Origin of the sequence: Undibacterium sp. RuRC25W, assembly GCF_049339825.1 — a bacterium.
GTDB lineage: Bacteria > Pseudomonadota > Gammaproteobacteria > Burkholderiales > Burkholderiaceae_D > Undibacterium.
Genome location: NZ_JBMPPD010000013.1, coordinates 65,177 through 86,328, shown reverse-complemented (window position 1 = coordinate 86,328; position 21,152 = coordinate 65,177). Strand labels below are relative to the sequence as shown.

Below are 21,152 nucleotides of genomic sequence, written 5' to 3'. Positions count from 1 at the left end.
ACACCGGAGCAATAATTGGCAACATCTCCACAACAAGCTAAAAGTGCAGCAAGCGGATTCCCTTGGGGGCGACTCTGGTTTTTGCTTGCAGCACTGGTCGTCTACAGGATTGGTGCTCATGTGCCAGTTCCTGGTATAGATCCAACTGCATTGGCGGACTTGTTTAAGCAAAACCAAGGCGGTATTTTGGGTATGTTTAACATGTTCTCTGGTGGTGCATTGTCACGGTTCACCGTGTTTGCGCTCGGTATCATGCCGTATATTTCGGCATCGATTATCATGCAGTTGATGTCTATCGTTTCTCCACAACTGGAAGCGCTGAAAAAAGAAGGCGAATCTGGTCGTAGAAAAATTACTCAATATACTCGGTATGGCACTCTGCTATTAGCGACGGTGCAAGCATATTTTATTGCGTTTGGTTTGGAAGCTCAGCCTGGTTTGGTTCTTGATCCTGGCATGGCTTTCCGTCTGACTACTGTAGTAACTTTAGTAACTGGAACGATGTTTCTGATGTGGTTGGGCGAGCAGATTACTGAGCGTGGTTTAGGTAATGGTATTTCTATCATTATTTTCGCAGGTATCGCTGCTGGTCTCCCAAATGCCTTGGGTAACTTGTTTGAACTGGTTCGGACAGGCTCTATGCATCCGGCATCAGTATTATTGATCTGTGTGATTGCTGCGGCTGTAACGTACTTGGTGGTATTCGTGGAGCGTGGCCAACGTAAAATCTTGGTCAACTATGCGAAACGCCAGGTCGGTAATAAAGTGTATGGTGGGCAAAGTAGTCATTTGCCACTGAAGTTGAATATGGCAGGCGTAATTCCTCCGATTTTTGCTTCTTCCATTATTTTGTTTCCAGCGACGATTACCAGCTGGTTCACTAAAGGCGCGGGCGATTCTACAAGTGGGTTCATTACCTTCTTGAAAGATCTTGCGGCGTCAATGGCACCAGGCGAGCCCATTCACGCTTTGTTGTATGCAGCTGCAATTATTTTCTTCTGCTTCTTTTATACCGCTTTGGTATTCAATAGCAAAGAGACGGCTGATAACTTGAAGAAGAGTGGCGCGTTTGTTCCGGGAATTCGTCCAGGTGATCAGACAGCACGTTATATCGATAAGATTTTGATGCGTTTGACACTGGCCGGTGCGGTTTATATTACGCTGGTTTGTTTATTACCTGAATTTTTGATCGCTAAGTGGAAAGTACCATTTTATTTCGGTGGCACATCACTGCTGATTATCGTGGTAGTCACTATGGATTTCATGGCGCAAGTTCAGAACTATGTAATGTCCCAGCAGTATGAATCGCTTCTTCGTAAAGCAAATTTCAAGGGCGGGATTCCTTCTCGGTAATTGCCTGAAGGAACAGCAGATCGAATGGCAAAAGACGACGTTATACAGATGCAGGGCGAGATTCTTGAGAATCTTCCGAATGCGACATTTCGAGTTAAGTTGGAAAACGGGCATGTTGTACTAGGCCATATTTCCGGGAAGATGCGAATGAACTATATTCGTATTCTTCCTGGTGATAAGGTGACAGTGGAATTGACGCCTTATGATTTGAGCCGGGCGCGAATAGTGTTCCGTACCAAGTAAATTAAATTGTATTAAAAGGGAAGAGGGCAAAAATGAAAGTTCTCGCATCAGTTAAGCGGATTTGCCGCAACTGCAAAATCATCAAGCGCAAAGGTGTTGTTCGTGTTATTTGCACAGAACCACGCCATAAACAGCGCCAAGGTTAATTAACGTTATTGAACGAGGAATAACGAATGGCACGTATCGCAGGGGTTAATATCCCAAATCATCAGCATACCGTAATCGGCTTAACAGCTATCTATGGTATTGGCCGTCCACGCTCACAGAAAATCTGTGAAGCAACAGGTGTTTTGACCAATAAAAAGGTTAAAGATCTGGATGACAACGAACTCGAGAAGCTTCGCGACGAAATAGGTAAATTTATCGTCGAAGGCGACTTGCGTCGTGAATTGTCCATGAACATCAAGCGCTTGATGGACTTGGGTTGCTATCGCGGCTTGCGCCATCGTAAAGGCTTGCCTTGCCGTGGTCAACGTACACGTACTAACGCACGTACACGTAAAGGCCCACGTAAAGCAGCTCAATCTCTGAAGAAATAATCCAGGCTAGCCCGGATCCAAGGAAATTATTATGGCAAAAGCACAAAATAACGCAGCAGCAGCACGTGCTCGTAAGAAAGTTAAAAAGAACGTTGCAGAAGGTATTGCACACGTTCACGCTTCTTTCAATAACACCATCATCACGATCACTGATCGTCAAGGCAATGCGCTTTCATGGGCAACAGCTGGCGGTGCTGGTTTTAAAGGCTCACGTAAATCTACTCCTTTCGCAGCGCAGGTTGCAGCGGAAGCAGCAGGTAAAGTTGCTGTTGAATGCGGTATCAAAAATCTGGAAGTTCGCATCAAAGGCCCAGGCCCAGGTCGTGAATCTTCAGTTCGCGCATTGAACAATCTCGGTATCAAGATTTCTTTGATCCAAGACGTAACACCAGTTCCACATAACGGCTGCCGCCCTCCAAAGCGTCGTCGTATCTAAGCAGCAGTATTTGTTGCTGGCGTTCTGACGGTTTTTCCGTTAGAATGCAAGCCCGCCATTTTGTTGGCGGGTTTTGTGTTGGGAATTTTTATTTCAGGCATTAAGTCTTGTACTTATGTCTTTAAGACCACTGTCTGATTTCAGGTAAATCAGACTAGCGCAGCTAAGTTCTGCGTCATTAATTAAAGGAAAATACTGTGGCACGTTATATCGGACCAAAAGCTAAGTTATCCCGCCGCGAAGGTACGGATCTGTTTCTGAAAAGCGCACGCCGTTCTTTAGATTCAAAATGCAAACTCGACGCTAAGCCAGGTCAACATGGTCGCACTTCTGGTGCTCGTACCTCTGACTTCGGTAACCAATTGCGCGAAAAGCAAAAAGTTAAACGTATGTACGGTATCTTGGAGCGTCAATTCCGCCGTTATTTCGCTGAAGCTGATCGTCAAAAAGGCAATACTGGCGAAACATTGTTGAAATTGTTGGAATCCCGCTTAGACAACGTTGCTTACCGTATGGGCTTCGGTTCCACACGCGCTGAAGCACGCCAATTGGTGAGTCACAAAGCATTCACAGTTAACGGAATCGTTGTTAACATCGCTTCTTACCAAGTTAAAGCTGGTGACGTAGTTGCTGTTCGTGAAAAAGCGAAAAAGCAAGTACGTATCGCTGAAGCATTGTCTTTGGCAGAACAAGGTGGCATTCCATCTTGGGTTGCTGTTGACGCGAAGAAAATGGAAGGTACTTTTAAGTCCATGCCAGATCGTAGCGACATCGCTCACGATGTCAACGAATCTCTGATCGTTGAATTGTATTCTCGTTAATATTAAGTTTCACGGCCTGCCTGTTTTACGACAGGCAGGCTTTTTCTTTAATGCCATCAGCCTTATCGGTGTAACGAACCGAGGGTATTGAAAAGGACATTTCATGCAAAACAATCTGTTGAAGCCACGTATCATTGATGTGGAAATGCTGGGTGCTGGTCACGCTAAAGTGACTATGGAACCATTTGAACGTGGCTATGGCCACACGCTGGGTAATGCGCTGCGTCGCGTTCTGTTGTCAACGATGACAGGCTACGCACCAACAGAAGTTACTATCGGTGGTGTTGTTCATGAGTATTCTTCCCTTGATGGCGTGCAAGAAGACGTCGTTGATATTCTGTTGAACTTGAAAGGCGTTGTATTCAAGTTGCACAACCGTGATGAAGTCACTTTGACTTTGAAGAAAGATGGCGAAGGCGCTGTATTGGCTTCCGATATCGATCTGCCACACGATGTAGAACTGATCAACCCAGATCACGTAATCGCTAATCTGACCGCTGGCGGTAAGCTCGACATGCAGATCAAAGTAGAAAAAGGTCGCGGCTACGTACCAGGTAACGTTCGTCGTCTGTCTGAAGATGCGAACAAAACGATTGGCCGTATGATTCTGGATGCGTCGTTCTCTCCAGTACGCCGTGTTTCTTATGCAGTTGAGTCCGCTCGTGTTGAGCAGCGTACTGATCTGGATAAGTTGGTCATCAACATCGAGACAAATGGTGTGATCTCTCCAGAAGAAGCGATCCGTCAATCTGCTCGCGTTTTGGTTGATCAGTTGAACGTATTTGCAGCACTGGAGGGCACTGAAGCTGCTGCTGAAGCACCATCCCGCGCTCCTGCAGTTGATCCAGTTCTGTTGCGTCCAGTGGATGATCTGGAATTGACAGTACGTTCTGCTAACTGCCTGAAAGCAGAAAACATTTACTACATCGGTGATTTAATCCAACGTAGTGAAAATGAACTGTTGAAGACACCAAATTTGGGTCGCAAGTCTTTGAACGAAATCAAAGAAGTTCTGGCATCCCGTGGTTTGTCTTTGGGCATGAAGTTGGAAAATTGGCCACCAGCTGGCTTGGAAAAATAATTTGTATCGTCGGGCAGCGTTGCTGCCCGAATTTAATCGTAGTACCGACCGGCCCGCGCTAGTTTGTCTCAATCATGAGCAGTAGTTAGCGATAGAAGAGCTGGCTTTTTTAAAACTTGAAAGGAATTACCATGCGTCATCGTCACGGCTTACGTAAGCTCAATCGTACCTCATCCCACCGTTTAGCAATGTTACGCAACATGACAGTTTCCCTGTTGCGTCACGAAGCAATTAAAACAACTTTGCCAAAAGCAAAAGAACTGCGCCGCGTTATCGAGCCGATTCTGACTTTGGGTAAAACAGGCACATTGGCAAACAAGCGTTTGGCTTTCTCCCGTCTGCGCGACCGCGAAATGGTTGTTAAATTGTTCGCTGAATTGGGCCCACGTTACGCAAATCGTAACGGCGGTTACCTGCGTATCCTGAAAATGGGTTTCCGCGTTGGTGACAATGCTCCTATGGCTTACGTTGAACTGCTGGATCGTCCAGAAGTTTCTGACGCAGCTGAAACACCAGAAGTATAATTTTAACGGAACTGGTTTTACTTGTTCCATTAGATACAAAAACCGCTCAGTCAGTCTGGGCGGTTTTTTTTTGTTCTCCGTACACTGGCTCGTGTATATCGGTCCTATTGATTTCACTTTAGTAAATCGAGCAAGCTGCTCTTCCTTCTATCGCTCTTGATACAATGACGACAATGAATGAAAACTTAGATCAGGTGTTGTTAGTCATCACGAGTTGCCCCGACAAAGCGACAGCAATAGCCATCGCGGAGATGTTGCTCGTAAAGAGGTTAGCTGCGTGTGTGAACGTTATGCCTGAAGTCATTTCTTTATATATGTGGAACGGAAAGCAAGAAAGATCATACGAGGTTTTATTACAGATAAAGACCACCAGTGACGCTTATCCTGCGCTACAAGCCTGTATTACAGAGAACCATCCTTACGAAGTTCCGGAAATAATCGCACTTCCCGTTGTTGCTGGCTTACCCGCCTATCTGCAATGGGCTCATGATCAAACAGGACGTCAATGAAACTGCCTCGTAACCCCGCGTTGATGCACGTACAGCATCCCTTCTTTCTCATGCTGCAAGCAGTACTGATCGTGGCTTGTTTATTTGCTACCGCGCCTGTCAAAGCGGAAGATTTTCTCGATCCTGAAGTCGCATTTACTGCAGTGGCAAAAATGGTCGAGCCTGGGATCGCTGAAGTGACATTGACGGTTGCCGATGGGTACTATTTATACCGTGAGCGTTTGAAATTTACGTCCGACGATGCGCAACTGGGTGAGCCTTTGCTGCCGAAAGGCAAAGTTAAGTTTGACGAAACGTTCCAGAAAGAAGTTGAGACCTATCGTCATTCGGTCGTCGTCAGGATTCCAGTCAAAGCAGATCACGCATTTAACCTCAAAGTTGTACGGCAGGGATGTGCGGATCAAGGTCTGTGCTATCCGCCCTTAGAAAGCGCTTTTACATTGCCAATCACTATTGCTGCTAGTGCAACTGACAAGGTTGATCCGGGGACACAATCTGCTGCGACCGTTCCTGTCACCGTAAGCGGAACGACGGAGTCAGAGACCAGCACGATCAGTGCTGCCTTAAAGAGCGGTAAGTTATTGGTAATTCTCCCGCTGTTTTTTGTATTGGGTTTGGGTTTATCGCTGACGCCTTGTGTGTTGCCTATGGTACCGATTTTGTCTTTTATCATCGTCGGAGAAGGTGTCGGCGTTAGTCGTCTACGTGCATTCCTTTTATCTGTCGCTTACGTGTTGGGGATGTCTTTGGTCTACACCGGTATGGGGGTTGGAGCAGGTCTCGCTGGCGAAGGCTTGGCGGCGACACTGCAGAATCCTTGGGTGTTGAGTGCCTTTACGTTGCTGATGGTTATATTTGCTTTGTCCATGTTTAATGTGTATCAGTTACAGATGCCAGCGGCCTTGCAGACCAAGTTAACGGAGGTTTCCGAAGGACAGCGTAACAGTAAGCTCGGCAAGCTATTTGGTGTGTTTTTAATGGGTGCAATTTCGGCACTCATTGTTGGCCCCTGTGTCACAGGACCTTTGCTGGGTGCATTGGTGTATATCAGTCAGACCCGTGACATTCTTGTGGGAGGCGCAGCGATGTTTGCGATTGCCATTGGCATGGGAGTACCACTGCTGTTGTTAGGTTTGTCCGCAGGAAGCCTCTTGCCAAGAGCTGGTGTTTGGATGGAAAACATCAAACATTTTTTTGGTGTGTTGATGCTAGCTATGGCCTTATGGATGGTATCGCCTGTTATACCTGTTTGGGCGCAAATGCTCGGATGGGCTGCCTTATTCATTGGCTACGGCGTTTATCAATTGTTTTTCCAGCGCTCTGGATTGTTTGCCAAGACAGTTGGCGTGATCTTTGTGTTGCTTGGAGCTACCCAACTCATTGGCGTTGCTAGCGGTGGTCGCGATATCTATGCACCGCTTTCTCATCTAATGGGAACAGAGTCGCAACAAGTGACTTTCACACGCGTGCGTACGATAGCGGAATTAGACGCTGCACTGGCTCAGAACAAAGGTAAGATGGTGATGCTTGATTTCTATGCTGACTGGTGTGTGTCTTGCAAAGAGATGGAGAAGCTGACTTTCCCTAATCAACAGGTCAAAGCACACCTTGATAACATGTTATTGTTACAAGTAGACGTAACAGCAAATAATGCTGACGACAAAGCATTGTTGAAGCGATTCAATTTGTTTGGTCCACCAGGGATTATTTTCTTCAACAGTATTGGTACAGAAATCACCGATAGCCGCGTAGTCGGTTTTCAAGATGCAGATAAATTTTTACAGTCTTTGATTAATAATGAGGGAAAAAAGTAATTGTTGATCCCACACCGGCAACTGAGATTCATCGTCTTGGTGGGTTGCCTGATCTGTGCGTTTTACAGAAGTTGTCGGTAATATTTAGCGATATTTGTTGAGATTGGTCGTTATTGATTGTTTCTTATACACATCCCGATATAAGCTTTCAACTTCTCTGTTCTTGAATCATCAGTAAGCAGGTCCTATAGTCAAACACTACGCTTTTTTGGAGAAAAACATGACTTTACGTTTAGGCGACACCGCACCAGATTTTGAGCAAGATTCTTCGATTGGAAACCTGAAGTTTTACGATTGGGCTGGCGACTCATGGGTCGTCTTGTTTTCACATCCAGCTGATTTTACGCCCGTCTGCACCACAGAGTTAGGCTTGACAGCCAAGCTCAAGCCAGAGTTCGATAAGCGCAATGTGAAGGCAATTGCATTGTCTGTTGACGGCGCCGCATCGCATATTCAGTGGATCAAAGATATTGAAGAGACGCAACACACGGTTGTTGGTTTTCCTATCATCGCCGATGCAGATCGCAAGGTTGCGACTCTGTTCGATATGATTCACCCAAATCAATCAGAAACAGTAACAGTACGTTCCTTGTTCATTATTGATCCAAAGAAAAAAGTCCGTCTGATCATTACGTATCCCCTGAGCACAGGACGCAACTTCGATGAAGTCCTGCGAGTGATCGATGCACTGCAACTGACCGATGGTTACACTGTTGCAACCCCAGGCAACTGGCGTGATGGCGATGACGTGATTATTCCTTTGTCGATCAAAGATGAAGAAGTGATCAAGCAAAAGTATCCAAAAGGTTACAAAGCGCCTAAGCCTTACCTGCGTATTACACCGCAGCCAAACAAGTAATGATCAAGCAATGATCAAGCAATGATCAAATAATTTCTTGGAATAAAAAAAGCCCAGCTGCTCACATCGGCCGGGCTTTTTGTTTTTTGATTAAGTTCAACGCATTGGTGTTACATGTTCTGCATAATCATACAGTGCGCCTAAAATTTCTTCGGCACGTTCATCGGCCTCTTCTGATAGCTGATCAATTTTTTCAAAAAACTGTTCTACTGTTAAAGCGTTACCAGTTCCCTCATGGAGGCGCTGGGCGCGGTGTTCTTCCCAGTTTTTCGTTTCATCAGGCGTCAGACATTCAGGGAAGTTTCTCGCCTTGTAGCGGAAAAATAACTCTTCCAGGCGTTGATCTTGAAAGGATGGCTGTGCTTGCGCTAACTGCGCTGCCGACATGTGCCTCAGGTCGTTGAGTACGCGACGGTCACCAGCGCCGATAAAGCCGTTGTAGAGGTCTTCATCGACATCATTGGCTGCGAGTTGCGGGCGATCAAATACGGCATCCCAAATGGCGCTCATATCTGGCGCGGTGGCGGCGATGTCTGCATGTGCCATGATGCGATCCATTGCGATACCCCAATGCGCACTACGTTCTGGACTCAGGGTTTTTAAATTACTAATGACAATAGGTGATTTATTGATATGGATTGTTTTGATGGGCAAACGCGGAACGCCTTCAGGAAGATCGTCGGCCTTGCTAAACATGCGCAATTGAATTTCTTCTGCGCTTAAAGAAAACAACTCAGTCGGATCGGCTTGCAAATCCCAGACGATGATTTCGTTTTTATTGGTCGGATGCATGGCCAGCGGCCAAACAACGGTCAGGCAACCCTGTTCCACCGGAATCATTCCTGTCACATGCAATAAGGGGCGCTTCACTGGCCAGCCTATTTCTTCCATCACGCGGTCTTTCTTTCGCAAGCCCAGACAGAACTCGAACAAGCGTGGATTCGTGTCGCGTAATAAGCGGGCAAACGCAATCGTGGCGCGGACATCAGATAGGGCATCATGGGCAGCTTCGTGGCTCAGTCCGTTTGCTGCACTCAGATGTTCAAGGCGGAAGCTGGTCCGACCTTCACTATTGACTGGCCATTGAATGCCATCAGGGCGTAACGCGTAGGCTGTTCGGACGACATCGAGGATATCCCAGCGGCTACAGTTATTTTGCCATTCACGTGCATACGGATCGATCAAATTGCGCCAGAATAAAAAGCGCGTGACTTCATCATCGAAGCGTATTGTGTTGTAGCCTACGCCGATGGTGCCGGATTGGGCAAATGCGGCTTCAATTTTCTGCGCAAATTGGTATTCTGGAATCCCCAGATCAAGACAAGTTTGCGGCGTGATCCCAGTGATCAGGCAAGCCTGTGGTTCTGGTAAGAAATCTGGTGCGGGTTGGCAGTAGACCATGATTTCGTCGTCGATTTCGTTAAGTTCTGCATCGGTACGAATCGCAGCAAACTGCGCTGGTCGATCACGGCGCGGTAGTGCGCCGAAGGTTTCATAGTCGTGCCACAGAAAGGTGTAGTCTTGCATGCGTCAAATATATTTGTTAAAAGAGATCAAACGCCTATTTTAAAGGGTCTGAACGAACAACGTCCGCTATGATCACTTGCAAAGGCTCTTCTAGTTCATATTCGTGTTGTTAAACACGCTCACTGAGCCATTTCTGGCGATGATGCTAAGCGAGAACAAAGAAATCAGACAGGTAGCGATGATACTCACTTGTGCCCACAAAGGTAGCTGCACAATCCCAAACCAGTCAGGACTGACCATAACCATCCCTGCACATAGCATGAGACGCAATGATTCGAGAAGCATGAACCTTCTGTTCTGCTCCAATAAACCACCCACAACCCAAAAACTGACGACCAGCCATAATGCATAAAATATGGTCGACATGACGCTTGTGGTTGGCACCGATAAAAGAAAATGTGTCGTGGTGTGCATCGTGATCGTGAACTGTACAAGGCAATAACATCGCATTCCAGTGCTAAGAGTTGGGTTATAAAGCGAATGATTCAGGTTAAACGACTCCGCAGGCTGCTGGTTTTTTAAGTCAGTTGGTAACCAGCCAGGGGGCATGAACCAGATCTTGATTTTGTCGTGCCAACGGGAGGTGCGCCATGCAGTTGCAGCCACAGCGCAATACACTTCTAGGTTCGCCCACAACGGGTTCCAGCTGCGTAAGGGCTTGCGGGTACCAAACACCACAGGATGTGCATCTAGTTCATCGGTGTAGGTGCCGAAGAGTCTGTCCCAGATAATCAGAACGCCGCCAAAATTTTTATCCAGGTATAAGTCGTTGACGGCATGATGCACGCGATGATTAGATGGCGAAACAAATACGCGATCAAACCAGCCGAGTTTGCCTATTTGTTGCGTATGGATCCAGAACTGGTAAATCAGATCAATCAACGCAATGACAACATACACTTCAACTGGGAAGCCTAGAATCGCCAAGGGTATATAAAAAATCCAGCTAAACAGCGCCCCTGTACTCGTTTGCCGTAGCGCTGTCGATAAATTATATTCTTCGCTTTGATGATGGACGACATGGGCAGCCCACAACAGATTGGTTTGGTGTCCCATGCGATGCAGCCAGTAATATAAAAAATCATATAACAAGAGACCACTGCCCCAGACCCAGAGAGAATCCGCGGACAGTTGAAATAGCGCGTAATGTCTGAGTGCCCATGCATAAATACCGATGCTGAGGACTTTGAAGAGTGCCGCGGAAATCTGGCTCATAACGCCAAGGCTGATGCTGTTGATCGCGTCATTGAGGCGATAAGCATGCCGCTGACGACGCCAGGCGACTAAGAATTCAATAGCAATCAGTACGAAAAATACTGGGCTCGCGAATAGGATGATTTTTGCTTGCATGTGCCTTCCAGAATGAAGATAGCGCAGAAGCATGCTAACCAGCTTTCGAGCAGAGGGCAATACGAATTTATTTATATCATTTATTAAGATGATAGAAAATCGCCTAAATTCGTTTAAATTGTATCTATAAAACTATTTAAAAGGAAAAAGAGACACTGAACAAAACGGCGATGTAGAAATGTGGCATCAAGTACCCCGTTTTCTTCGGCCTTCCCGTCGTATCTCTTTTCTCTTTATTGCGATGCTTTATTGCAGGCGTTAATTTAGGCCTTAATTTGCTTGTCTTAATCCGGATTAATCTGGATGCTTCAATAAACGGGCGATGTCACGAGCAAAGTAGGTCAATACGCCATCGGCGCCTGCACGTTTGAATGCCAACATGGATTCCATCATCGTTTTATTGTGATCAAGCCAGCCATTTTGCGCTGCGGCTTTGATCATCGCGTATTCACCACTGACTTGATACGCAAATGTCGGGACGCGGAACTCATCTTTCACGCGACGGACAATGTCAAGATAAGGCATGCCGGGTTTGACCATGACCATGTCGGCGCCTTCTTCCAGATCCAGTGCAACTTCGCGTAAGGCCTCATCGCTGTTTGCTGGGTCCATCTGATAGCTGGCTTTATCGCTTTTGCCCAGGTTCGCAGCGGAACCGACTGCGTCGCGGAATGGGCCATAAAATGCGGACGCATATTTAGCCGAGTATGCCATGATGCGAGTGTTGATAAAATTATTGGCTTCCAGCGCATGTCGGATTGCACCAATACGACCATCCATCATATCGCTCGGTGCTACGATATCCGCTCCAGCGCGAGCGTGAGTAAGGGCTTGATTGACCAGCATTTTGGTTGTTTCATCGTTGAGCACATAGCCATTGGCATCGAGCAAACCATCTTGGCCATGGCTGGTGTATGGATCAAGCGCAACATCACTGAGAATGCCCAGTTCTGGAAAACGATTTTTCAGTTCGCGGATAGCACGTGGAATCAAGCCATCCGGATTGGTCGCTTCAATACCATCGGGTGTTTTCAGACTAGGATGGATCGCTGGAAACAGCGCCATCACAGGAATCCCTAGCGCCACACAATCTTCAGCGACTCCTAGCAAGAGATCTACGGAAAGCCGTTCGACACCAGGCATTGATGCGACTTTTTCACATTGATTTTCACCATCAACGACAAATACCGGATAAATCAGGTCGGCAGCTGTCACGATATTTTCGCGCATCATGGCACGGGAAAACACATCCTTACGCATACGGCGCATACGGATGGCAGGAAATTGGGTAGTTTTGTGATGGGACATAATGAGTTAAGAATAAGGAATGGTAATCAGGATAGGGGGCAGCGTACAAAGTACGGCAGCAGACTCCAGAGTGAACAATTCAGGTCTGCAAATCAAATGGGGTCAAATGGGATTAATCAACACCTTATATTAAAAGAATCTGATATTTTCTGCGTCCGATGAAACTTTTTTCACTTTGTCTCCTCTTATACATAGGTTGAGAACGTCTCCGACTTACCGCTTCCCTTCCCTGAGCGGGCACCGTTGGTCCCTATGCTTAACGGTGTAATTGCCCCGATTCATTTTTTTAAATCAATCGGGGCTTTTTTTATGTCACTCTGTAGCGTCATGCTCATCGTCAGACTTTTGATCGTCTGCGGTAGCATCTTCGTTGAGCTCTACGATTTCTGGTGCTCGGTCAAGGCCAACCAATCGTTGTATCGTTGCATCAGCCTCTTCAATACCAACTCGCTTTAACGCTGAAAACAGTTGTATGCTGTATGGGAACAACGGTCCTTCATTATCAACGTACTGAGATAACACTTCTTTGGCTTGGCGCAAAGCATTGGTAGATTCAGTGCGGTTTAATTTGTCTGCTTTGGTCAGAATGCAGTGAATCGGGCGACCCGTCGGGGCGAACCATTCCAGCATCTGGATATCGAGGTCTGTAAATGGGCGTCTTGCATCCATAATCAACACCAGTGCAGCGAGTTGCGTGCGTCGTTGGACGTATGCTCCAAGCAATTGATTCCAGTGTTGTTTGGCCGCGCCTGGTACTTCTGCGTACCCATAACCAGGCAAGTCGACGATCATGGCTCGGATTTCGTCAACTCGCGTTTCATCTTTTCGATGTTGCCCAACATGGGCGCCACCGATGGAAAAATAGTTAATGTGCTGCGTTCGACCTGGAGTCTTTGATGCAAAACAAAGTTTCTTTTGATTACATAGTGTATTAATGGCAGTCGATTTGCCAGCGTTAGATCGGCCGGCGAATGCGATTTCCGGTACGTGGGTACGCGGTAGATCACGTAAATGATTTACCGTAGTAAAAAAGCGGGCTTGCCAAAGGATAGACATAGAGGAAAGGAAAGATTGAAAAATGCAACAGTCAGCGGTAAAAACGCTTAAAAGCTATTGTACAATAAGGGGTTAGATATGGGCAGAAGTAAACAAGTCCAGTTCTACTCTGGATATCAATATAGGTTTGATTCACATCAAGCCACATTAGTAGCTACGTGTCGCCATCAGGGCCGATTTCTATTATTTAGTCTCAGGGTGTATGAATGAACCGTGCTTTCTTACCAGTTTTGAAATCCATTAGCATTGCTATTTTGGCCATGTCTTCTCTTGCTTCCGTGGCTTACGCCAACGAAGGTGCCAAATCAGCCAAAGCTGATCCTGCCAAGGGCGAAGCCTTATTCACCAACGGTGATGCGGCACGTGGTATCGTCGCCTGCGTCTCTTGTCATGGCGAACATGGCAATTCGACAATTACGGTCAACCCAAAATTGTCTGCGCAAAACGAAGCCTACATCGTCAAACAGTTACATGACTTCACTGGCGCTGAGCGCAATAATCCGGTCATGACGACGTTTGCCAAAGCGATGACTCCAGAGGACATGAAAAATCTGGCGGCCTATCTGACACTGCAAAAATCTGCACCAGGCGCTGCGAAAAACAAAGACATCGTCGAACTGGGCAAGCAAATTTATCGTGGTGGTATCGCTGAGAAAAACGTACCAGCATGTGCTGGATGCCATGGCCCAAGCGGCGCTGGTATCCCTGCGCAATTCCCACGTATTGCTGGACAACATCAGGATTATACCATTGCTCAGCTGACGAACTTCCGTACTGGCGCGCGTAAGAACAGCGCACAGATGGTCTCCATCGGCAAAAAGATGTCTGACGATGAAATGAAAGCCGTTGCGGACTACGTTGCTGGCTTAAAATAAGTTTAAACAATCGGGAACATCGCCTCTGGCGCTAGCCTTCAATCGACAGCTGCCACAGCTGGAGAGATTGGCTACATTGAGGTGATCCACGATGTGTTGACATGTAATACGGAGGGGGTGGCGAAAAGCCATCCCCTTTTTTTCAGGTAATTTTCGGAGCAGTATGGAAAACAAGATCGATGCTGAACTGGTGACTTCCACCGGCGGCATACACATCAACACCCGCAAAGCCTGGCTGGCGGATGCTATCGAATTAATTTCATCAATGCGTTTTGCGATCAGCTTGCTGACCCTGATAGCCATTGCGTCTGTCATTGGCACGGTCATGAAGCAAAATGAACCGATGCCTAATTACGTCAATCAGTTTGGCCTATTCTGGTTTGAGGTCTTTAAATGCTTTAGTTTGTATTCAGTGTATTCTGCATGGTGGTTTTTGACCATTATGGGATTTTTAGTCCTATCAACCAGCCTTTGCCTGATTCGTAATGCGCCTAAAATGCTCAAGGATATGCGAAGCTGGCGTGAAAACGTGCGTGAGCAATCATTACGTAATTTTCATCATAAAGCAGAATGGCATGCGACTGGCGTCCGTAGTACGCTGACCAACGGGCTTACTTCCCATCTGGCACGTGTCGGTTACCGTTTTAAAGTGATCGAAAAAGAAGGCGCAACACTCGTCACTGCCAAGCAAGGTGCTGCAAACAAGTGGGGTTATATTTTTGCGCACAGTGCGATCGTCATTATTTGTATCGGCGGCATGCTAGATTCCGAAATGCCCATCCATTTTCAGCAATGGTTCATGGGCAAGGTCCCGTTTGATGGCAACGGCATTATTGCTAAAATCCCTGAAAAACATCGTTTATCTCTCGCCAATCCGACCTTCCGCGGCAACACCATGATTCCGGAAGGTGCCAGCAGTGATACGGCGATTATTCCGCAGCAAACCGGTGTTCTCATTCAGGATTTGCCTTTCACCATCCGGCTCAAAAAATTCACGATTGATTTTTATACAACGGGCATGCCTAAGCTGTTTGCGAGTGACGTTGAGATTACTGATCACGAAACAGGTAAATCTTTTTCATCCATCATCAAAGTCAATGAGCCTCTCATTTATAAAGGGATTGCGGTCTATCAGTCCAGCTTTGAAGATGGAGGCAGTCATCTGAAACTCGCGGCCTTCCCGATGTCGGGTGCACAGGAAAAACCGTTTGAGCTCGTGGGCGAGGTGGGTAGTTCTAGCACCTTGGCGGGGACGTTATCTGGTCAGCCCGGTAATGACATGACCATTGAATGGTCAGGATTCCGGCCATTTAACGTCGAGAATATGTCTCGCAATGGCGCCGATGTCCGTGCCGCTGATGCCAAAAAGACGTTTAATGAACAGTTCACCACCGACCTGAACAAGCATCTTGGTTCGGCGGGTAAGAATGCCAATAATAAAGATCTGAAAAATGTCGGTCCAAGCGTGCAATACAAATTGCGCGACAAGACCGGTCAGGCGCGTGAATTCAATAATTACATGCAATCCGTATTGATCGACGGCGATTACATGTTTCTCGCTGGTACGCGTGACTCGCCTGCGGAAGCGTTCCGCTATTTACGTATTCCGGCAGATGATAACGATAGTATCAATGAGTGGATGCGCTTACGTGCTGCAATGAACAATCCTGCTTTGAGAGATGCGGCGGCGCAGCGTTATGCGACTAGAGCGATGTCTGCGTCGACACCAAACGCAAAGCAGTTGCAGGCGCAATTGACTGAGTCAGCTAAGAAGAGCCTCAATATCTTTGTGGGGGATAGCAAACAGGGGGGATTTGTCGCCATTTCAAAATTTTTGGAACAGATTCCGCCTGCCGATCAGGCCAAAGCGGCAGATGTGTTCATGAAAATCTTAAACGGCAGTATGTGGGATTTATGGCAGCTGGCGCGTATTCAGGATGGCTTACCTGAACTGGAACTCAATGAGAAACATGCTCGTTTCATGCAACTGGCAACTGGTGCCATGTCCGATGCCTATTTTTACGGTGCCCCTGTTTATCTGCAACTCAAAGGCTTCGATGAGGTCAAAGCTTCGGTTCTGCAGGTAACGCGCTCACCTGGTAAAAAAGTGGTTTATTTCGGCTGCCTGTTATTGGTGCTGGGCGTTTTCTCTATGTTTTATATTCGCGAGCGCCGTTTATGGATCTGGCTCAAGGACGAAGGCGACAGAACGACTATACTCATGGCATTAAGCTCGCAGCGCAAGACGTTGGATTTTGAGAAAGAGTTTGAGCAGTTAAAAATACAATTAGGGCAAATCGTCAATCTCGGGCATGCTTGAGCGCGAATTCCCAACGATCGCTTACACTAACAACCAACATTGGTTGTTTGAGGAAATAAAATGGAAATGACACAGAACTACACACCATATCAGGGCTTTTTTAGGCGACTGACGGTGCTTGACTGGCTTTATGCAGTGGCACTGAGTATGGCGGCCCTGTTTGCTCTGAGCCGTTTCGGCAATTACATGGATGTGTATGAGAAGGGCGTTTTGCTTATGGCGGCGCCCACGTTTGCCTGGTTAGGCTGGCATTGGAAACCTGTACGCGTTCTGATTCCCGTGCTAGCGCTACTGAGTTTTTTTGCGATCCATTTGTATGGTGGATCATTAGAGATGGCAAATCAGAAATTTTTTCTGAAGTATTTGTTATCTAGTCAATCAGCGATTCTGTGGATGGGAACGCTGTTCTTTTTATCAACGCTGTTTTACTGGGGCGGACTGATTGCCCGTTCTAACTTTGGCTCATCGGTGGGCTCAATTCTTTGCTGGGCAGCGGTGGTCATGGGCTTTACTGGCATGCTGGTACGCTGGTATGAATCCTATCTGGTGGGTATGGATGTTGGGCATATTCCTGTCTCTAATCTGTATGAAGTGTTCATCTTATTTTCGATGATTACGGCACTGTTTTATTTGTACTATGAGCAACAATACGCGACCTTGCAGCTCGGTCCGTTTGTCTTACTGGTGATTTCTGCAGCCGTCGGCTTTTTACTTTGGTACACCGTCAGCCGCGATGCTGCTGATATTCAGCCGTTGGTGCCTGCACTGCAAAGCTGGTGGATGAAAATTCACGTGCCAGCGAACTTTATTGGTTATGGCACGTTTTCGTTGGCAGCAATGGTCGGCTTGGCTTACTTGCTCAAATCCAAAGGGTATCTGGAAGATCGCTTGCCAAGTCTCGAAGTCTTGGATGACGTGATGTACAAGGCAATTGCTGTTGGCTTCGCGTTCTTCACCATCGCTACTATTCTAGGTGCATTGTGGGCGGCAGAAGCCTGGGGTGGTTACTGGTCATGGGACCCGAAAGAAACCTGGGCGCTGATCGTCTGGTTGAATTACGCGGCTTGGTTGCATATGCGTCTCATGAAGGGCTTACGTGGGCAGGCGGCAGCCTGGTGGGCGCTGGTCGGCTTACTGGTAACAACCTTTGCTTTCTTGGGCGTTAATATGTTCTTATCAGGATTGCATTCTTACGGCACGTTATAACTAGCCTATAAAGCCTTCAATCTAAAAGTCAACGAGGAGCCACAGAGAAAATTGATTTTCTGTGGCTCTTGTCTTTTCCGGCGCATCACATTCTTTTGAATAAAGATATTTTCCTGTCGTTTCCGTTTAATTATCCCCAAAAATGTAAGCTCCAGCAGAATTCTGCGACTCATGAGAAACTAAGCGACAAAGCAAGGGTCTGAACGATTATTGTTTTGCCAGGCATCTCAACCACGGAGTCCACCATGCTGATTAAAATTCGTCCTGACGGCATCGATCTGCCGCTTTCCTCAGAAATCACACCGCGTGCGGTCTTTGAGTCCCGTCGTGACTTTATCCGGCAATTAGCCGTCGGTTCGATCGCTGGCACTTCCTTGTACGAGATGGCCAATCGTGAAGCATTTGCACAAACTCCTGGGGCACAAAAATTAGCCGCTGGCACCAATCCGGCGTATGCGTTGATGTCAGAAAAAAAGACGCCTTACAAAGATGCCACGACCTACAATAATTTTTACGAATTTGGTACCGATAAATCTGAGCCTGCGCAGAATTCCGGCACGCTGAAAACCCGTCCATGGACAGTGACGATCGACGGCGAAGTCAAAAAGCCAATGACGCTCGATATTGATAGCCTGATGAAACTCGCTCCATTAGAAGAGCGTATTTATCGTCTGCGTTGTGTTGAGGGGTGGTCAATGGTCATTCCGTGGATTGGTTACTCCCTCTCCAACTTGATTAAAAAAGTGGAGCCAACCAGCAACGCACGTTACGTTGAGTTCATTACTTTGGACGATAAAAAGCAAATGCCCGGCTTACGTAGCCCTGTATTGGAGTGGCCGTATGTCGAAGGATTGCGTCTGGACGAAGCGAATCACCCGTTGGCATTACTCACGTTTGGTATGTATGGTGAAGTCTTGCCAAATCAAAACGGCGCACCAGTGCGGATCGCTTTGCCTTGGAAATATGGCTTTAAATCGGCGAAGTCGATCGTCAAAATTCGTTTTTTAAAAGATCAGCCGCGCACCGCCTGGAACATAACAGCACCGCATGAATATGGGTTTTATTCAAACGTCAACCCAGATGTTGATCATCCTCGCTGGTCTCAGGCGACCGAGCGCCGGATTGGTGAAGATGGTTTGTTTGCCCGTAAACGTAAGACGTTGATGTTTAATGGTTACAGCGAAGTCGCTTCTTTGTACTCAGGTATGGATCTGAAAAAGTTTTTTTGATATGGCACTTTCACAAAAACACGTTTCATGGCTCAAAGGCCTTATTTTTATCCTAGCGCTGCTGCCGTTTTTCCGTTTAGTCGTATTCACGATTCTTGATAAGCTTGGTGCTAATCCGGTGGAGTTTATTACCCGCAATACGGGTGACTGGACCTTATACTTTTTGTGCATCGCACTTGCTGTGACGCCAGCCAGAAAGTTGTTGAACTTTCCTTGGTTGCTGAAGTTGCGTCGCATGTTGGGCTTATACGGTTTCTTTTATGCAGCGCTGCATTTCCTGACGTTTTTGTGGTTCGATCATTTTTTTGATCTGCAAGACATGTGGAAAGATGTACTTAAACGTCCGTTTATTACCGTCGGTTTCATTGCTTTTGTTGCGTTGGTTCCGTTAGCGTTGACCAGTACCAATGGCATGATTAAACGCCTCGGAGGCAAACGCTGGCAACTGCTTCATAAACTGGTATACGTCATTGTACCGTTGGGTGTTCTTCATTATTACTGGATGAAATCTGGCAAGCACGACCTCATGCAGCCACTGATCTTTGCGGCCGTGGTAGCGACCTTGCTGTTGGCACGTCTGTGGTGGCATTGGTCAGCACAATCGCGTACTCAGGCTAGTGCGTAGCTAACTAGGAGGAGGGGGCTGTGCATAGAAATGCTGCACTGCTTTTGCCTACCTTGATGTTACACGGCATAATGTTTAGCTCTCATTTTATTCAGCAAGAGCTGCTGTTCATGTATGACGACCTATCAATTACAAAAAAATCAAGTAGAGACCTTCACTCAGCGTTGTGCGTTACAGGTGTTGAAGATAATTGGATGGAAAGTAAATTTCCGTCCAATGCCAGGGCCATTAGGGGTCATTATTGTTTATCCGCATACGTCTAACTGGGACTTTATGATCGGTATACTGGCTAAACTAGCGATAGGTTTTCCGTTTCATTTTATTGCTAAATCCAGCTTGTTTGAGGGTGTAACAGGCGCGACGATCGGTCGCATTGTGCGCGCATTAGGAGGTGAACCGGTAGAGCGTGGAGCATCAACAGGAGCGATTTCCCGACTGGCAGACAAAATTAACCGCTCTGATTGGTACTGGATGGCGATCGCACCGGAGGGGACTCGTAGCTTACGTCCTTACTGGCGCAGTGGCTTTTACCATATTGCTCTGGCATCGAAGGTGCCGCTGGGATGCGCGTATTTTGACTTTGCACGCAAGGAAATCAGTCTGGTCGATTATCTGGAGTTAACCGGAGACAGTAACAAGGATTTACAAAAAATCCGTGAGGTATATGCTGGTGTTCGGGGATGTCGGCCTGCTTTGGCGGGGCCGATACGGTTTCGAGAGGACTGAATTGACACCAGTGTGAGTCAGATTCACCCTAAAACAGTTTTAGGGTGTTTTATCTACGCTTCATCGGAAAATTTATTTTCCCGTTCCCTTTGTTGGCACACTACCATCGGTATTTGCGCTACTCGCAGCAGTATTCGCAGTTGGCTTGGTTGTCGTCGACGATGTTGGTGTTGAGACCTGAAGTTCATTAGTCATTGACTTATTGGGCATATAAAGTGGTCCACGCGCACCGCAGCCCCCTAGTGTTGCTGCTAAGAATATACTTAAAATCAAAGAAGAAATAAGAGGTCGCATCTTGTTTTGTGTAACACCGTATAGAATGGCGTTTTAAGTGTGAATCAATGCAAGGGAGTGTAGCATGACTGAATCCGAATTCCTGATCTTGGCAGAAACTTGCCTGACGCAGGTGGAAGAAATGTTTGAAAAAGCCTTCGATAATGACGAATTAGACGTTGAGTGCAGCAGGAGTGGCAATGTGCTGACTATTGAATTTGTGAACAACGGTTCGAAGATGATTGTGAATAGCCAAGCGCCGATGCAAGAGATGTGGCTGGCGGCACGTAGCGGTGGTTTCCATTATAAATTTGACGGCCAACATTGGCTCAATACGCGGGACGGTTCTGAGTTGTTTGCAACCTTGAGCAAGTTGGGTAAAGAACAAGGTCAATAATAGCGTTTGGTATTGAGGTGATGGTGCCGTAAGTTTTAGTAAAATACTTAAGCGCCATAGCAAAAAGGGCAATCATACGAC

23 protein-coding genes and 1 pseudogene are annotated in these 21,152 nt (G+C 46.9%); 18 read left to right on the top strand and 6 right to left on the bottom strand.

Translation table 11 applies throughout. From position 1 onward, the window contains the following. Window positions 1–15 precede the first annotated feature (15 nt). From secY to ACO0KV_RS08225, 11 genes are all read left to right on the top strand, one after another. Window positions 16–1,353, top strand: coding sequence for a preprotein translocase subunit SecY (secY, locus tag ACO0KV_RS08275; protein WP_423041726.1), 1,338 nt, complete (start codon window positions 16–18; stop codon window positions 1,351–1,353). Window positions 1,354–1,377: 24 nt separating this feature from the next. Continuing rightward, entirely contained in the window at window positions 1,378–1,596 is a 219-nt protein-coding gene (infA, locus tag ACO0KV_RS08270; RefSeq protein ID WP_005663428.1) for a translation initiation factor IF-1, read from the top strand. 32 nt (window positions 1,597–1,628) lie between these two features. Next, window positions 1,629–1,742, top strand: a complete 114-nt coding sequence (gene rpmJ, locus ACO0KV_RS08265) for a 50S ribosomal protein L36 (protein WP_014004415.1) — start codon at window positions 1,629–1,631, stop codon at window positions 1,740–1,742. 27 nt (window positions 1,743–1,769) lie between these two features. Next, window positions 1,770–2,135, top strand: coding sequence for a 30S ribosomal protein S13 (gene rpsM / locus ACO0KV_RS08260; protein ID WP_186884641.1), 366 nt, complete (start codon window positions 1,770–1,772; stop codon window positions 2,133–2,135). Between the two features lie 31 nt (window positions 2,136–2,166). After that, entirely contained in the window at window positions 2,167–2,571 is a 405-nt protein-coding gene (gene rpsK, locus ACO0KV_RS08255) for a 30S ribosomal protein S11 (protein ID WP_110255932.1), read from the top strand. A 197-nt stretch (window positions 2,572–2,768) separates the two neighbouring features. Beyond that, window positions 2,769–3,392: a 30S ribosomal protein S4 gene (gene rpsD, locus ACO0KV_RS08250; RefSeq protein WP_423041724.1), complete on the top strand. Its 624-nt coding sequence runs from the start codon at window positions 2,769–2,771 to the stop codon at window positions 3,390–3,392. Between the two features lie 103 nt (window positions 3,393–3,495). Further along, window positions 3,496–4,473: a DNA-directed RNA polymerase subunit alpha gene (locus tag ACO0KV_RS08245; protein ID WP_423017123.1), complete on the top strand. Its 978-nt coding sequence runs from the start codon at window positions 3,496–3,498 to the stop codon at window positions 4,471–4,473. A gap of 131 nt (window positions 4,474–4,604) precedes the next feature. Beyond that, window positions 4,605–4,997 (top strand): 50S ribosomal protein L17, encoded by a 393-nt coding sequence (gene rplQ / locus ACO0KV_RS08240; RefSeq protein ID WP_423041722.1) that lies wholly within the window; start codon window positions 4,605–4,607, stop codon window positions 4,995–4,997. Window positions 4,998–5,170: 173 nt separating this feature from the next. Then, the gene (gene cutA / locus ACO0KV_RS08235) at window positions 5,171–5,506 is read left to right on the top strand and encodes a divalent-cation tolerance protein CutA (protein WP_423041746.1); all 336 of its coding nucleotides are present in this window, start codon (window positions 5,171–5,173) and stop codon (window positions 5,504–5,506) included. Beyond that, complete coding sequence (gene dsbD, locus ACO0KV_RS08230; RefSeq protein WP_423041720.1) at window positions 5,503–7,320, top strand: protein-disulfide reductase DsbD; 1,818 nt, start codon at window positions 5,503–5,505, stop codon at window positions 7,318–7,320. Before cutA ends, dsbD begins: the two co-directional genes overlap by 4 nt. Window positions 7,321–7,540: 220 nt before the next feature. Further along, entirely contained in the window at window positions 7,541–8,179 is a 639-nt protein-coding gene (locus ACO0KV_RS08225) for a peroxiredoxin (protein WP_423041718.1), read from the top strand. A 96-nt stretch (window positions 8,180–8,275) separates the two neighbouring features. On the opposite strand, the gene sbcB is transcribed toward ACO0KV_RS08225, so the two are convergent. The 4 genes from sbcB to yihA form a co-directional block, all read right to left on the bottom strand. Next, window positions 8,276–9,706, bottom strand: coding sequence for an exodeoxyribonuclease I (sbcB, locus tag ACO0KV_RS08220; protein WP_423041716.1), 1,431 nt, complete (start codon window positions 9,704–9,706; stop codon window positions 8,276–8,278). Window positions 9,707–9,796: 90 nt separating this feature from the next. Then, a complete protein-coding gene (locus ACO0KV_RS08215) occupies window positions 9,797–11,056 on the bottom strand; it encodes a sterol desaturase family protein (RefSeq protein ID WP_423041714.1) in 1,260 nt (419 codons plus the stop codon). A 294-nt stretch (window positions 11,057–11,350) separates the two neighbouring features. Next, window positions 11,351–12,364, bottom strand: a complete 1,014-nt coding sequence (hemB, locus tag ACO0KV_RS08210; protein WP_423041712.1) for a porphobilinogen synthase — start codon at window positions 12,362–12,364, stop codon at window positions 11,351–11,353. 312 nt (window positions 12,365–12,676) lie between these two features. Further along, the gene (gene yihA, locus ACO0KV_RS08205; protein WP_423041710.1) at window positions 12,677–13,420 is read right to left on the bottom strand and encodes a ribosome biogenesis GTP-binding protein YihA/YsxC; all 744 of its coding nucleotides are present in this window, start codon (window positions 13,418–13,420) and stop codon (window positions 12,677–12,679) included. A 206-nt stretch (window positions 13,421–13,626) separates the two neighbouring features. On the opposite strand from yihA, the gene ACO0KV_RS08200 reads away from it, so the two are divergent. The 6 genes from ACO0KV_RS08200 to ACO0KV_RS08175 all read left to right on the top strand — a co-directional run bounded on the left by ACO0KV_RS08200 (window position 13,627) and on the right by ACO0KV_RS08175 (window position 20,401). Then, the gene (locus tag ACO0KV_RS08200; RefSeq protein WP_423041708.1) at window positions 13,627–14,295 is read left to right on the top strand and encodes a c-type cytochrome; all 669 of its coding nucleotides are present in this window, start codon (window positions 13,627–13,629) and stop codon (window positions 14,293–14,295) included. Window positions 14,296–14,458: 163 nt separating this feature from the next. Continuing rightward, the gene (locus ACO0KV_RS08195; RefSeq protein ID WP_423041706.1) at window positions 14,459–16,615 is read left to right on the top strand and encodes a cytochrome c biogenesis protein ResB; all 2,157 of its coding nucleotides are present in this window, start codon (window positions 14,459–14,461) and stop codon (window positions 16,613–16,615) included. 60 nt (window positions 16,616–16,675) lie between these two features. Then, the gene (ccsB, locus tag ACO0KV_RS08190; protein WP_423041704.1) at window positions 16,676–17,821 is read left to right on the top strand and encodes a c-type cytochrome biogenesis protein CcsB; all 1,146 of its coding nucleotides are present in this window, start codon (window positions 16,676–16,678) and stop codon (window positions 17,819–17,821) included. 245 nt (window positions 17,822–18,066) lie between these two features. After that, the gene (gene msrP, locus ACO0KV_RS08185; RefSeq protein ID WP_423041703.1) at window positions 18,067–19,050 is read left to right on the top strand and encodes a protein-methionine-sulfoxide reductase catalytic subunit MsrP; all 984 of its coding nucleotides are present in this window, start codon (window positions 18,067–18,069) and stop codon (window positions 19,048–19,050) included. A gap of 1 nt (window position 19,051) precedes the next feature. Further along, window positions 19,052–19,675 carry a sulfite oxidase heme-binding subunit YedZ gene (locus tag ACO0KV_RS08180; RefSeq protein ID WP_423041701.1) on the top strand — a complete coding sequence of 208 codons (624 nt, stop codon included), beginning with the start codon at window positions 19,052–19,054 and terminating at the stop codon, window positions 19,673–19,675. 114 nt (window positions 19,676–19,789) lie between these two features. Then, window positions 19,790–20,401 carry a 1-acyl-sn-glycerol-3-phosphate acyltransferase gene (locus tag ACO0KV_RS08175; protein WP_423041700.1) on the top strand — a complete coding sequence of 204 codons (612 nt, stop codon included), beginning with the start codon at window positions 19,790–19,792 and terminating at the stop codon, window positions 20,399–20,401. Window positions 20,402–20,473: 72 nt separating this feature from the next. On the opposite strand, the gene ACO0KV_RS08170 is transcribed toward ACO0KV_RS08175, so the two are convergent. Continuing rightward, window positions 20,474–20,611 carry a hypothetical protein gene (locus tag ACO0KV_RS08170; protein WP_423041748.1) on the bottom strand — a complete coding sequence of 46 codons (138 nt, stop codon included), beginning with the start codon at window positions 20,609–20,611 and terminating at the stop codon, window positions 20,474–20,476. Next, window positions 20,612–20,695, bottom strand: a pseudogene (lptM, locus tag ACO0KV_RS08165) (LPS translocon maturation chaperone LptM); the annotation flags it as partial. A 64-nt stretch (window positions 20,696–20,759) separates the two neighbouring features. On the opposite strand from lptM, the gene cyaY reads away from it, so the two are divergent. Next, complete coding sequence (gene cyaY, locus ACO0KV_RS08160) at window positions 20,760–21,071, top strand: iron donor protein CyaY (RefSeq protein WP_423041698.1); 312 nt, start codon at window positions 20,760–20,762, stop codon at window positions 21,069–21,071. Window positions 21,072–21,152 lie beyond the last annotated feature (81 nt).